Annotated in this window: 11 protein-coding genes and 1 tRNA gene; 4 read left to right on the forward strand and 8 right to left on the reverse strand. The window is 45.5% G+C overall.

Annotation, left to right across the window (positions count from 1 at the left end; all coding sequences use genetic code 11):
* The 4 genes from GO755_RS40195 to GO755_RS40210 all read right to left on the reverse strand — a co-directional run.
* On the reverse strand, window positions 1–216 hold a 216-nt coding region (locus GO755_RS40195; RefSeq protein WP_157591093.1), incomplete at its 3' end, for a DUF72 domain-containing protein.
* Window positions 217–670: 454 nt separating this feature from the next.
* Window positions 671–743, reverse strand: a tRNA-Gly gene (locus tag GO755_RS40200).
* Window positions 744–797: 54 nt separating this feature from the next.
* Window positions 798–2,069, reverse strand: coding sequence for an adenosylmethionine--8-amino-7-oxononanoate transaminase (bioA, locus tag GO755_RS40205; protein WP_157591094.1), 1,272 nt, complete (start codon window positions 2,067–2,069; stop codon window positions 798–800).
* A 58-nt stretch (window positions 2,070–2,127) separates the two neighbouring features.
* Window positions 2,128–2,640 (reverse strand): KdsC family phosphatase, encoded by a 513-nt coding sequence (locus GO755_RS40210; RefSeq protein WP_157591095.1) that lies wholly within the window; start codon window positions 2,638–2,640, stop codon window positions 2,128–2,130.
* Window positions 2,641–2,687: 47 nt separating this feature from the next.
* Here GO755_RS40210 and GO755_RS40215 point away from each other — a divergent pair, with 47 nt between their 5' ends.
* From GO755_RS40215 to GO755_RS40225, 3 genes are all read left to right on the forward strand, one after another.
* Window positions 2,688–4,109, forward strand: coding sequence for a methyltransferase RsmF C-terminal domain-like protein (locus GO755_RS40215; RefSeq protein ID WP_157591096.1), 1,422 nt, complete (start codon window positions 2,688–2,690; stop codon window positions 4,107–4,109).
* Window positions 4,106–5,143 carry an alpha/beta hydrolase gene (locus tag GO755_RS40220; RefSeq protein ID WP_157591097.1) on the forward strand — a complete coding sequence of 346 codons (1,038 nt, stop codon included), beginning with the start codon at window positions 4,106–4,108 and terminating at the stop codon, window positions 5,141–5,143. Before GO755_RS40215 ends, GO755_RS40220 begins: the two co-directional genes overlap by 4 nt.
* Before the next feature lie 110 nt (window positions 5,144–5,253).
* Window positions 5,254–6,069, forward strand: a complete 816-nt coding sequence (locus GO755_RS40225) for an enoyl-ACP reductase FabI (RefSeq protein ID WP_157591098.1) — start codon at window positions 5,254–5,256, stop codon at window positions 6,067–6,069.
* Between the two features lie 83 nt (window positions 6,070–6,152).
* Here GO755_RS40225 and GO755_RS40230 read toward each other — a convergent pair whose 3' ends face one another.
* Window positions 6,153–6,971 (reverse strand): hypothetical protein, encoded by an 819-nt coding sequence (locus GO755_RS40230; RefSeq protein WP_157591099.1) that lies wholly within the window; start codon window positions 6,969–6,971, stop codon window positions 6,153–6,155.
* Between the two features lie 227 nt (window positions 6,972–7,198).
* Window positions 7,199–8,224, reverse strand: a complete 1,026-nt coding sequence (locus GO755_RS40235; RefSeq protein ID WP_157591100.1) for an alkaline phosphatase D family protein — start codon at window positions 8,222–8,224, stop codon at window positions 7,199–7,201.
* Window positions 8,225–8,462: 238 nt separating this feature from the next.
* Between GO755_RS40235 and GO755_RS40240 the strand changes: the two genes are divergently transcribed.
* On the forward strand, window positions 8,463–9,296 hold the full coding sequence (locus GO755_RS40240) for a nuclear transport factor 2 family protein (RefSeq protein ID WP_227687287.1): 834 nt from the start codon (window positions 8,463–8,465) through the stop codon (window positions 9,294–9,296).
* 92 nt (window positions 9,297–9,388) lie between these two features.
* Here GO755_RS40240 and GO755_RS40245 read toward each other — a convergent pair whose 3' ends face one another.
* Window positions 9,389–12,499, reverse strand: a complete 3,111-nt coding sequence (locus GO755_RS40245; RefSeq protein WP_157591101.1) for an AAA family ATPase — start codon at window positions 12,497–12,499, stop codon at window positions 9,389–9,391.
* The gene (locus GO755_RS40250) at window positions 12,496–13,722 is read right to left on the reverse strand and encodes a metallophosphoesterase family protein (protein WP_157591102.1); all 1,227 of its coding nucleotides are present in this window, start codon (window positions 13,720–13,722) and stop codon (window positions 12,496–12,498) included. Before GO755_RS40250 ends, GO755_RS40245 begins: the two co-directional genes overlap by 4 nt.
* Window positions 13,723–14,009 lie beyond the last annotated feature (287 nt).

The following is a 14,009-nucleotide window of genomic DNA, read 5'->3' on the forward strand; positions in this document are numbered from 1 at the left end:
TTTGTAGGTTGGACTCTTGGCTTGGTGAGTAACAAGCTGCCAAGCTTTGAGGGTAAACTCAAAGTGAGTTGGCATTTCGGTTCGCCATCGCTCTAAGGTAGATAAAAGGGGAGGTTGGTAGAAGGTATGCTGTATTTCGACGCAGGAGAAATGCTGGGCATAGTCCGTTTTAGAGCCGTTAAAGCCGCAAGTACCAATTTTTGTATTACTATTCATCTACTCTTAATGACAAGTGTGCGGAACCCATATATCAGTCCAATAATAAAAATTGGCCCTTGCTCTACTAACGTCAGGAGTGAGCGTCGTGTTGGCTGAAATGGAAACTAGTAGTTGCTTGTACTGTTCGAGTAAGATTTTTAGAAGGAGGCCTATAAGGAGCTGTAAACAATACTGGTGCCATTGAGGATAAGTCAGTGGTGAAAGTGATAAAAGTGTAGGCAGAAACAAATACTTTTTTTTCCGTAGCTTTTGTTATGAATTGAGCCACTAGCCCCTTGGGCCTGATCAAGAAATATTAAATAGCAGTAACCAACAGTAGTAGAAGGTAGTAGTCCTACCAAAGGCACCTATAGGAGTTGTGTTAGTAAGTGTGTTAGTTGTTACTCAGTTCTAATAAAAAAAGCCAGTTAGTACGTCTACTAACTGGCTCATTTCATGGACTTTATGGGCGAGCGGGAAATGGGTCTCGAACCCACGGCCTGCAGCTTGGGAAGCTGCCGCTCTACCGACTGAGCTACTCCCGCTTAATAACTATTACAAAATTGATTTTTTAAAATCAAAATGTCAAGCGCTGGTAGTCAGATAGTTTGTACTAGTTTGGTTATCTGTTCATAGGTATACGCTAATTGTTCATTTGTAGTGCAATAAGGTGGTATTAGATACAACACGTTACCTAAAGGACGCATCAGAATATTCCGATCAAGCAGAAAATTATAGGCTGTATCACGGATATTATTGAAATAAGATCTTTGCTCTCCGGCTTTCAAATCGAAAGCAAGCAAGGTGCCGCGCTGACGAATAGTTTCAACCGTTGAGTAAGCCGCTAACTGATTTGCAAAATCAGAATGCTGCTGAGAAATACGCTGAATACTAGCCTGTGTTTCATCCATTAATAATAGATCCATACTAGCTAATGCAGCTGTGCAGGCAAGCGGATTTGCCGTAAACGAGTGCCCATGGAAAAGCGTTTTGAACTTGTCGTCTGACAGAAAGGCGTCGTAGATCGCTTGGGTGCAGGTGGTTACTCCTAAGGCCATTGTTCCCCCCGTTAAACCCTTCGATAAACTTATCAGATCTGGCTTTTCCTGCAAATAATCCGATGCGAATAGCCGTCCTGTTCGCCCGAAGCCCGTCATTACTTCGTCGGCAATAATGAGCGAACCATTTTGCCGGGCCAGTTGAAACAGTTTATCTAAGATACTCGGCTCATACATGGTCATACCACCGGCCCCTTGTACTAATGGTTCGACAATAAATGCCGCTACTTCGTCGGTAAACAGTGTCGCGGCACGTTGAAGAACAACTTCTTCTTGACCAGCCACGGGGACGGGCAGATACTCCACATCGAACAGAAAGGGAACGAATGGAGCGGTGAACGCACTACGGCCGCCCACCGCCATGGCTCCGAATGTATCACCATGGTAAGCATTCTCAAAAGCGACAACCTTGCGCCGTGGCTTACCCAGATTATGCCAATACTGAAAAGCCATTTTCAGGGCGACTTCAACGGCGGTTGAGCCGTTATCGGAATAAAAAATCTTACTCTGATTTTGGGGCAAAATAGTCAGTAATCGCTCGGCGAGTTCAACGGCAGTTGGGTGCGTAAAATCTGCGAAAATGACGTGTTCGAGGATTTGTAATTGTTCCGACACGCGCTGAGCAATATAAGGGTGAGCGTGTCCATGCAAATTGACCCACCACGACGAAATCATATCCAGATATTCGCGATCATCAGCACTATATAGTACGGATCCTTGGCCCCGTACAATCGATATCGGTACCGGAGCCGTCTGCATTTGCGTGAATGGGTGCCAGATAACGGCCCGGTCACGTTCTGCTAAGTTGTTCATTTATAACGTCGATTCTGTTTTCTGTCATTCCTCCTGACGTCGAAATGACAGAAAAATATTAAATACCCCACTTTCCCTGGGCTTTCATTACCTGTTCAATTACATCCCGTACGGCACAATGACCGCCCGAATTAGGCGAGATATATTGGCAAATTTCCTTTATTTCGCTAACTGCATCGGCAGGACAAGCGCTAAACACGTCCGACCGGCTCAGGATTTTGTAGTCGGGGAGGTCATCGCCCATGTACAGAATTTCGGATTCGTTCAGGCCGTCGCGGGCAATATAGCCGAGGTAAGCATTTACCTTCTGATCGGTGGGGCCACCCATGAAAATGTCCTTTACATTCATGTTTGTCAGCCAGTTACGAACCCCTTCAGCATTTGATGAGGATAGGATACCTACACGAAACCCTGCTTTCAACGCTTGTTCAATAGCATAGGTATCGCGGATATGTACCGTACGGAAGCGTTCGCCGGAGGCTAGCAGATTAACACTGCCATTGGTCAGAACGCCGTCGACATCAAAAATAAAGGTCTTTATCTGGGCAAATCGGTCTTGTATTGCTGCCATGCTGCAAGTTTAGTGAAAACCGTCCGACAGTTCCGTATTTTTGCTGAATGAATCCTCACACCTCGTCCCTGACTGGATTGCCCCCAGTTGAATTGCCACCGGCGTTTCAGGCACAGATGCAGGCGCAGTTGCCAACCGAATTTCCTGATTTTCAGTCTGCACTGACCGAGCCTACGCCTGTCAGTATTCGGCTGAATCCGAGTAAAAAGATGTATGACGCGGCAGGTTTAGAGCCTGTGCCCTGGTGTTCTACGGGTTTTTATCTACCCGAACGTCCCAACTTTACGCTCGATCCTCTGTTTCAGGCAGGTGCCTATTACGTTCAGGAGGCTTCGTCTATGTTACTCAATGAAGTACTACGACAAACTGCCAATCTGAATCGCCCGTTGCGGGTTCTGGACTTGTGTGCTGCTCCAGGTGGGAAAAGTACGTTGCTGGCTTCGGCCTTACATCCCGATAGTTTGCTGGTGTGTAATGAAGTAATCCGGAGCCGGGTTTCTGTCCTGCGCGAAAATCTGGATAAGTGGGGTTATCCGAATGTCGTCGTTAGCAACCATGATTCGGAAGACATGACCAACATGACGGGATTTTTCGATGTTGTCGTCGTAGATGCTCCCTGCTCAGGAGAAGGACTTTTTCGAAAAGATCCTGATGCGATGGAGGAATGGTCGGAAGCAAGTGTGCTGCTCTGTTCGGCTCGGCAAAAGCGGATTCTGGCCGCAGCGGCAACCTTGTTAGATAAAGATGGTATTCTGATTTATAGCACTTGTACCTATAATGACACCGAAAATGCTGAGAATGTCCGCTATCTAACCGAGAATGGATTTAGGAATATACCGCTGATTCTACCTTCTGACTGGAATGTGGTGGAGAGACAGGCGGGCGACGCTGAAACTGGGGACGCCGTTGGGTATCAATGCTATCCACATCGAGTCCGGGGTGAGGGGTTTTTCATCAGTGTCTTTAAAAAGACAACATTTACAGCTCCAGTGAAATTAGATGCGCGCACCTTTCGTAGTATTCGGGCATTACGTCCTCGTGAGGCTGCATCAGCCGCTAAATGGCTGCAAAATCCTGCCGATTTCTCATTCTGGGAAAAGCCTAATGGCGATGTAATGGCTTTGCCGAAAGCGTTGGAGAAAACGTTTCTGTTCCTCGATAGCGCTCTTCGCCAGAAAGGTTTCGGTTTAGAGATGGGACAGTTCAAAGGGCAGGATTTTATTCCTTCCCACGCGCTGGCTCTTAGCACTGCAGTAAACCAGAATCTGCCGGGTATCGAATTAAGTAAAGAAAACGCGTTGCGGTACTTTAAGAAGGAGAATCTAGTGTTCGACGAACCCGTGAAGGGCTGGTTGTTAGCTCAATACAAAGGATTGAATTTAGGTTGGGTAAAAGGCGTTGGTAACCGAGTGAACAACTATTTGCCGAAAGACTGGCGCATTCGAATGGACATAAAAGAATACGTATGAAACGGTTTTTGCTCATTTTAGGCTTGCTTCTGGCCGTTATGACGGTTGGTTATTTACTCGGTCCATCGACCCATCCCGATCCCATCAAAGATGAACCGATTACGCTTGATCCTGACTTAGTGAAAATGGAACAGGGGATTGCTGATTCGGAACGGAAGCAAAACCTGCGTCCCGATAATGAAGCTCGAATCGTCTGGGCCGATAGTCTACATAAAGTCAAAACGCCCTATAGTATCGTGTATATTCCGGGTTTTTCGGCAACCTGGGCAGAGGGCGATCCGGTTCATAAACAGATTGCCAACCATTTTGGCTGTAATTTGTACCTCGCCCGGCCTGCTGGACATGGGGTTGATTCGCCCGATGCCCTCAAAGACCTAACGCCATCGGCTTATGCTGGCGCTGCCGAACGGGCATTGGTCATTGGGAAGGCTTTGGGTGAAAAAGTAATTGTTATGGGGACGTCGGCTGGCGGTATGCTGGCGCTCTATCTGGCTGCACATCACCCTGAAATTGATGGATTAATTTTGTACTCGCCCTGTATTGCTACCGCTAATCCAGCGCTAAAACTCGTTACGAAACCCTGGGGTAAGCAAATCCTCAGCCAGGTGTTTCCGGGCGAACATGTCATTAATACGAACTACAAAGGTGGGCGCGCACGCTACTGGTTTCCTCAATATCATAGCAACGGCCTCATTACATTGCAAACGATGATGGACGAATTTATGACGCCAGAGCAGTTTCAGAAAGTTAAGCAACCCGTATTTATGGGCTATTACTACAAAGATGAAACGCATCAGGATAAGGTGGTGTCAGTACCCGCCATGTTAGAGATGTTCGACCAATTGGGGACGCCAACTGATAAAAAAGAGAAAGTCGATTTCCCGAATGCAGATGCCCACGTTATTGCTTCTCATTTCACATCAAAAGACTTAACCGGTGTTTATCAGGCTACTGAGAAATTCATGACTGATGTGTTAAAGTTACCATCTGCACCTGCATCAATGGCTAGTGTAGCCCTTCACCCAAAAAAATAACCTAACTTTGCGATTAATTAAGAGTGAAGAATGTAGAGTGAAAAGTAAAATTTTATAACCAGAACTATTCTTCACTCTTCATTCCTCACTCTACATTCTTTACTAGACACATGGCTTACGGATTACTGAACGGAAAACGCGGCATCATTTCGGGTGCCTTAGACGAAAACTCAATTGCCTGGAAAGTCGCTTTGAAAGCGAAAGAAGAAGGGGCCATTTTTACGCTGACCAACGCGCCGATTGCCATGCGTATGGGAGCCATTAAAGAATTAGCTGAACAGTGCAATGCTGAAATTATTCCAGCAGACGCCACTTCGGTTGAAGACATCGAAAATCTGTTTTCCAAATCAACCGAAGTACTTGGCGGTAAACTGGATTTCGTTCTGCATAGTATTGGCATGAGCCCGAACGTGCGGAAAGGGAAGGCCTATACCGATCTCAACTATGATTGGTTTAAGCAGAGTATTGACATTTCGGCCCTGTCGTTCCATAAAATGATGCAGACTGCCTATAAGCAGGATGCCATCAATGAGTGGGGTTCGGTAGTTGCCTTAACCTATATGGCCGCTCAACGGACGTTTCCGTTCTACGGCGATATGGCCGATGCGAAAGCCGTTCTGGAGTCAATAGCCCGGAGTTTTGGCTACAAATATGGTAAATACCGCAAGGTTCGTGTAAATACGGTTTCTCAATCACCTACGCCAACTAAGGCAGGAAGTGGAATCGGTGGATTTGATAAATTCTTCGATTTCGCTGACAAAACTGCTCCCCTCGGAAATGCAACCGCGGATCAGTGTGCTGATTATGTAATCACACTTTTCTCTGATCTGACACGTATGGTAACGATGCAAAATCTCTTCCACGACGGCGGTTTCTCAATGACCGGTATTTCAGAAGAGGTAATGGAATTGATTACGAAGGAATAGATAGAAAAAAGAAAGTATAAAGGGGAATGAAAAGGTTGTAATATACCTTTTCATTCCCCTTTATACTTTCTTAGAAAAAGCTATCAGTACATATCGACGTAAGTGTATGTAGCGGTTAGCGGGCCTCCTGCATCTGTTTCTGTATGCGAAACAGGATATCCCTTTGCGTTGTAGCGATACGTATATTGCTTCCGATGAAACGGCATTTCGGCCCCATCTTGTCCCTCAATATATTGCGTAATAGTAGTCGGGTTATTAACCTGAAAAGTAACGTTTGGCAAGATCGGGTAAATCGTCCATAGATTGGTGGTGTTTTTATAAGAGTCATAATCCGAGTAGCGCGTCACTAATTCCACTTTATACACACCAGTCTGAGCATCTTTTGTGAGGTCAACCAGCTGTGTCAGATTACCTTTATTGTCGTAGGTGAATGTTCTGGCGGTCTCCATCTTCTTATCGCCTTCGCCTGTCGCTTCGTCTACTCGCTTTAGTCGATTTTCGAAAGAATAGTCATATAGGCGAGTTATAATCAGTTTACCTTTTGAGTTAAACTCCTCTGTCCTAACGACTTTATCACCATCATAGGTGTAATTGACAGAAGACCCATTGGAAACGTCCAGACGTGTTAATTGCTTACCCGAATAGACGAAATTATACACCACTTTTAGTACTTCGCCCGTTCCCTGATTATATAGATTTTGGGCCGTATATCGAATCGGCGTGTTGGCTGCGTCATATTCTACTTCTTTATAGTCCGTAGCGGCCCAGCTTATTTTTACCCGTTTGAAGACGCTGATTGAGTCTTTGTTTCCACTAAATGGCTCATCTGGTTTGACCGTATTTGTTTGGCAGGACACGATTGCCAGCATAGCCAGTGTCATTAATAATACATTGTTTTTCATTGTATTCATTGGTTTAACTAATCGATTAGTAATTGGTGGTTTGATCCATACTAATGATAGCTATGGTGTGCAATCCGTTCTGTAAAGCGCCTTGAACTGGCAAAAAAGGCTCTTGAACTGTTAAATTGGCTGCATGAACTGTAACGTGTGTTTGATTAGATAAAACAAAAGCGGAGAACGCTCATAGGCTCTCCGCTTTTCTATATGAATCTGCTGCAATGATTAGTTTAGAACTTAATTTCCTGAGTGAGGTATGTCGACTGATTATCACCATTAATACGAACAGTGGCGGTTAAGGGTTTGGCAGCCCAATTGATGGTGATTAGTCCGTAATTCAACTCAGCGACCATTTTTCCCACGCGGTGACGATTGGCTTCTTCATGTGGCGCTGAAACGTGGGTCAGACCGCTGCTGGTTACATCATACAAATCATAATTTAAGCCTGGTACGCTTACCTTTGAGACTTCCGCCATGTGTCGATCACCGCTGATTAAGAGAGCACCTTTGGGTTTCGTTTTGCTTAACAAATCCAAAAATCGTTGGCGAGCTGTTGGGAAGTTGGCCCATTTCTCGTACACATGTTCTTCAGGCAGGAATTGAATACCACACCCAATAATGTGTACATCGGCGTCGGAATTAGTTAATTGTTGCTCCAGCCATTTCCATTGGGGTTCGCCCAGCATATCGCCCGATGGATCGGGTACGTTTTGCTTGTTTTCTTTCTTTAAGGGGTCACGGAAATAACGACCATCTAGTAAGATTATCTTCACCTTTTGGCCTGTCGGGCCATAAACATGGGTTGAGTAGGCACCTTCCTGTGTTCGTAATGGACTAGTAGTTGGTACGTCCAGAAAATCCAGCATAACCTGTTGGCTTTCTTTCCGCTTAGGATATTCTTTGCCGCCATCGTTGACGCCATAATCATGGTCATCCCAAACACCAATAATCGGGGTCGACTGTCGTAATTGCTGGTAAACCGGATTCGATTTTTGGCGGGCATATTTAGCACGCAACGTATCCATACTTTCCGAGTCACCGTAAATATTGTCACCCAACCAAATCCAGATATCGGGCTTTTGCGCGACAATATCATCCCAAAGAGGTTGTGGGCGTTTCTGGTCACTGCACGAACCGAAAGCAATAGTTGTCAGTGGCTTTTGGGTTGACGAAGTAGTAGTCGTTCCTGATTTAGGAGTGCGACATCCAGTTAGCACGACGCAGCCGAACAGAAAGAGTGTAATTAGTTTTTTCATCGAAACAGGATATTTATACCGTAAAAGTAAAAAAGCCCGGTTGTTTCTAAAGTGGGGTAAAGATTTGATAACTTTACCACCCTGAAACGTACGATAACATACCACTGACCCTCACCGAAAATGCCTATCTACTAAGATAAGGCCTTTCGGTACACGCTGCCCGACTTAGTGCAGCAGTAGATCTACCCTTTGTCTGGGGTAGTTTCTGGTCATTTCTCACAATTAAATTTTCGTATTGATGAAATCTCGCCATTTCATCACGGGCCTCTTATGTCTGGGAGTAGCCCTGATTTTATCGTGTTCTAAAACGGTTTCTACTAAAAAGCAGATCATGCAACAAGAAGCAATAAATAAATCCATTATCCGCGATTTCTACCGCCGGGCGGTTAGCCAGGGCGATATTGACTTTGCGAAAGAAATAATAGCGGACGATTACATTCAGCATAGTCCGATGGTTAAGCCCGGAAAAGAGGGGCTTCTGGAGGCACTGGCCTATATGAAGCAAATGCCCAAACCGGCCAGTACGTCAACGCCTTTTCTACGCTTAATTGCCGAAGGCGAATATGTCGTAACAAACATGAGTTTTGGCTGGGGAGATAAGCAGAAGGTTGTGGTTGACCTATTCAAATTTCGCAACGGGCAGGTGGCAGAACATTGGGACGCCATTGAAGATCAGCCAGAAACGACTCAGAACGGTCATACCATGATGGATGGCCCACTGCCGAGCGAAGAAAACGACCACGTAGCAGAGAATAAAGCTCTAGTCGCGGACTTCTACGAACAGGTTTACATCAACCGGCAACCTGGGTTACTTTCCAACTTTGTTGCTACCAACCTTATTCAGCACATCCCCGAAATTGAGAATGGGATTACTGGACTGGAAGCCTATTTACGCGGGCAGGCTGATCAAGTCATTATTGAGAAAGTAGACCATATTATCGGTGAAGGCGATTTTGTCGTAGTTCAGGCTGAAGGTAAACTAGCCTCAAAGACGGCTACGTTCTATACTATTTTCCGTTTGAATGAAGGAAGAATCGTTGAGCAGTGGGGCGTAAAACAAGTTAGTTTGTAAATAAACTTCCCCTATATGCCAGAGCATTTCCCCTCTCCTGTTTTAGGAGAGGGGTCGGGGGTGAGGTGGGCCGCTGCCGTGAGGTGAGCTAACTACTCATCCCAACTCCGCTTAATCCGGCTCCCATTTTCTGAAGCTTCGGCGCGGATGTACGTATCAACTTCCTGTTGCAATTCCTCGACGTGCGAGATAATACCTACTACACGATTTTCGGAACGTAGTGCTTTCAGGGTTTTAAAGACTGTTTGTAACGAATCTTTATCAAGCGTTCCAAATCCTTCGTCCAGGAAAAAGAGGTTCTGTTTCGCTTTCGTCAGGTGCTGAATATTGTCAGACAATGCCAGCGCCAATGATAAAGCCGCCTGAAATGTTTGCCCGCCGGAGAGGGTTTTCACACTTCTGGTTTCGCCCCCGTTAAGATAATCACGTACCTGGAAATTGTTCTTTTCGTCTAATTCAAGCTTTAATTGATTGTTTGTCAATTTGAAAAAACGATCATTGGCCGATTCACAGAGGTTTTTCAAATAGACCGACGAGACGTAGTTGACAAAACCCTGAGCCCGGAACAACTCGTCCATTTTCTTCAAATCCTGCTTACGAAGGTCCAACGCATCGTACCGCTTTTGATACTCCTGTTTCTGAGTCCATTGTTCTTTTAGGTTTTTCAGAACATTCGTAAGCTGCCCAAATTCTTTATTCAGGCCGTCTTTCTGATCGCGTAACACTTTCAGTTGACTTTGTACAGTAGCCAGCGCAACAGGGTCAAATGGATGTTTGGCCAGTTCGAGTTCCAGATCAGTGATTTGCTTCTCCAGGCCAGCCCGTTTTTTGTCAAACTCACGGATACGTTGTTTCTCCTGATCGGCGTCCAGATTACTCTGCAATACCTGCTCAACGACCTCGCGAGTAATGGCGTGCTTAGTCAGATTCTGGGAAAGAGTCAATTCTACAGCCTCAATATCATTGGCGAGATCCGCTAGTTGGTTAGCCAGTTGCTGAAATTGTTCAAGTAGGGTAGCCTGTAATTTCTCGATCTCTGATTTCTGCTTATCGGCTTCGTCAAAATTTGTCTTCGTTTGGCTGTATGTCCGGGTAAGTGAGTCTCGGAGATCCGTAATCTGTCGCAAGTCCCACTTCGAAATCTCATGAAGTCGATAATAGGCGAGTGATTCAACGGCTGTTTTTAGTTGCCCATTCAAGCCTGCGATGGCGGTATCGAACTCCCGTAATTTCTTCTCATCTTCCTGTAGTACTGTGTCAATTTCCTCGATTTGCTTACTCAATTCCCGGACGACTTTCTGTCCATGCTGAAGTTGTTTCTGTTGTTCACTCTCTTGCCGAATCGCCCCAGCCAGATCATCTCCCTTTTCTTTGTCAAATTCGTGCCAAACAAACTGATCTTCGTGCTCAATCAGTTGCCGAACGACCTCGGCACGCTCCTGAATAAGGCGTTTGCTGTTTTCCAAAGCACTCCTAAGGTCTTTGGCTAACCCTTCAATGAGTAGTCGTAAAGCAGTCGTGTCGTCGATACGTTGATTGACTTTGTTCAGTGCGGTCTCGCTTTTTGATACTTCCTGCCGGATCAAATCAGCATTCGACTTGTTCTGAATAACCTCATGCTTAGCTGGATGATGCTCGGAACCGCAAAGAGGGCAAGGGGCACCATCGGTGAGGGAATCGGCAAAATGGGCTAATTCCTGTTTTACGAATGCCTGCTGGTAAACTTTCTCGCGGTCCTTTCGAATGCCTTTCAACTGCTCCAGTGCCGTATCAATCTGTATTGGCAATGTTTTCAACGTAAACGTCGCCCAGTCTTCAGGGAAACCTGCCAGCGCCTGATCTTTTTGCCGTTTGATTTGTTCGACCGCGGTTTCGTGATCCATTAACTGTTTCTGTAACTCGTCGGCCTGTTTTTTCAATGGCTTGTAAATCGCAAACCATTTTTCTACCTGATAAAGCCGCTCTAATTGTGAGGGTTGCCCAAGTAAATTGTCAATAAGCGTCTGGTAAGTTTGTCGCTTCGTTTTATGCCCATCGACCTCATTTTTCTGCCGATCAATTCGAGCTGCCACTTGTTGACGATTTCGAGCCTGTAATTCAATCGACTCTTGTAAGGTACGTATCTGCTGTACAGTATCCAGTTCATCAATTTGTTGCTGCAACTGACCGCGACCTTCATAGGCCTTTTTCGTAGCCTCATAAACAGATTGACTACTAACTAATTGACCTTCTGCCAGCGAGAGCTGTTTCGTTGTTTTACTTTTTGCGTCGACTAAGCCCGTTTGCTTGTCCTGTAATTTGCGAAGCGCCACTAAATCGGCCTGAAATACAAGCCGACATGTTTCATATAGGGCAATTGTCTGCCGAAGCTGATTGTACGAGATTTCCAGTGTTTGCAACCCTGCCAATTCTCGTTGTACAGTTGCTAGTTTCTGACTTTGGGTTTGCGACTGTAATAGTCGCTGTTCATTGGGCTCCAACTGCTCAATTTCGATTTCTTTTGCCCGAACAGCATCCATGCTGGAGGCAATATTAGCTTCAGCATGTGTGATAGCTTCGGGCGTAACATCTTCCAGTGGACTTAAGAGCCCTCGAAGTTCGGCTAGCTGATCGTCGTTGGCTTTACTTAATTTGCCTACCCGCCCAGCCAGATCGTACTGATCCAGTTTGAATAACTGGTTCATCATCTTAGTACGTTCTGCTGGACTAAGCTCCAGAAACTCACGAAACTGGTTCTGGGGAATGATAATCGTACGCTTGAAATTCTCGTAGTCTAAGCCCAGAATCTGTTTTGACAGTAAGGCAATATCCTCTTTTTCATTCCCGATCGGATGCCAGTCATTTTCCTGACGAATAAACATTCGCCGTTCGCCAGGGCCTATCTCGTGGTGTTTTTTGGGATGTCGTTTCGCTTCGTAGGTGAACTTATATATATGCTGATCGGGACCAGCCTGAAATTCGAAGTCAATAAGCAGATGCTTCGACTTCAGGTTCATCATATTATATTGTCGGTTATCGCGACTATTCAGGCGTTCGGTTTCGCCATACAACGCAAAACTAATGGCTTCCAGAAGCGAAGTTTTCCCGCTGCCCACTTTACCGAATATACCGAACACACTCGACCCGGTCAGTCGCTGAAAGTCAATTTCCTGTAGATCCTGATATGAATAGAGACCTTGAATCGATAATTTAATCGGTATCATTCAGGTTCGGTTGCTAAAATCTCCCGAAACAACTGTTGCAATCGCCCATTTGGCTCCTGCCCTTTGTTTCGGTTTTTGAAATAATTCGTGAATAGAGTTTCCATACTCTGTGTAAGATCAATAGCGGGGGTAGCTTCCTGCTCCGGCTCATCTACAGGTCGAACATCAGGAATAATAGTTACCAACGACTCGTGTGCCTGCTGAAGTTGCCGACGTTCTTCGCTGGTTAAGTAGGTTGTCGTTTGCAAGGTAATCTCGGCAAAACAGTTAGGATTCTCCTGGAGCCATTCGACAGCCTCCGTAACAAGTTTGAATCGTGGCCGAAGAAGTCGCTTTCCTGTTTTAAGCGGAATCGGTGTAATGGCTACCGTCTGGTTAGGCTCGGCATCAATCAGAACGACATATTTTTGCTGGTCAGATTCAGCAAAACTATAGGCCAGCGGACTACTACTATATACGACTGGGCAAGGGCCACCCGCCATTTGCTGATAACGGTGTAAATGCCCTAATGCAGTATATTGAATTTGCGGAGGAATCATGTCTGTATAGACCATCGATGCGCCCCCAATCTGTAGGATACTTCGTTCATCATCCGATTCTTCGGGTTGTTCACCACCCCGCTTCATGACAAACAAGTGAGCTACTAGTAAATTGACCCCATTTGTATTCATATAGGTATCAGCCAGCGTCGCCCAATGACCTTGCAGATTTTGCCGGAGTTCATCGTCGAAGTCTGTCATCCCGAAATAGGATCGCATTCGGTGCTCATTGGCATAAGGAGTCAGAATTAGCCGAACAGGTGCATCGTGTCGGGGAAGTTTCAGTTCAATAAAGCCCGGTGCTGTTTGAAGCACTTTTGCTTCACAGCTTAATTTATGGGATTGAAATTCGGTCTTTGGGAAACCAGCGAAGATAATTCCACACTCTCGACCAAAATGATCTTGTGCCTCGATCCGATCTGGATTGTCATGATTACCTGCAATAGCCACCACAGTCCGCCGTCCACCCGCTGTTAGCTTTTTGAGCGTACTATATAATAGGTCTTCTGCTTGCGGGTCAGGATTGAACGTGTCAAACAAATCACCAGCTACTAATACAAGGTCTACATCTTCTTGGTCGGCTATTTGTACAATTTCAGCCAATACGTCCTGTTGTTCCTGTAAGCGCTGGAAATCCTGTAGCCGCTTACCTAAGTGCCAGTCGGCGGTATGTAGTATTTTCATCGTATAACTAAATTACACCCTGTTTTAGGGGGTAAAAGGAAGATGCAATATACTTCATAGTACTCGCATTAGGAGTAAAAACATACTTATCGAAGGGTATTTGGGATTGATTTAACTGCTGCGTACGTATTGTTTGAAAAAAATATAGAAATTTTCTTGTGTGTAAGTACTTGAGGGTGGGGGTCTTACCAAAGATTGTTTGGTGAGACCCCCATTTATTTTGCGAGGGGGCCTTGACAAGACTGAGAAATACCCCTACCTTTGCAGTCCCAAATCAGGGAAATGAG

The organism is Spirosoma arboris (assembly GCF_009754945.1).
Taxonomy (GTDB): Bacteria; Bacteroidota; Bacteroidia; order Cytophagales; family Spirosomataceae; genus Spirosoma; species Spirosoma arboris.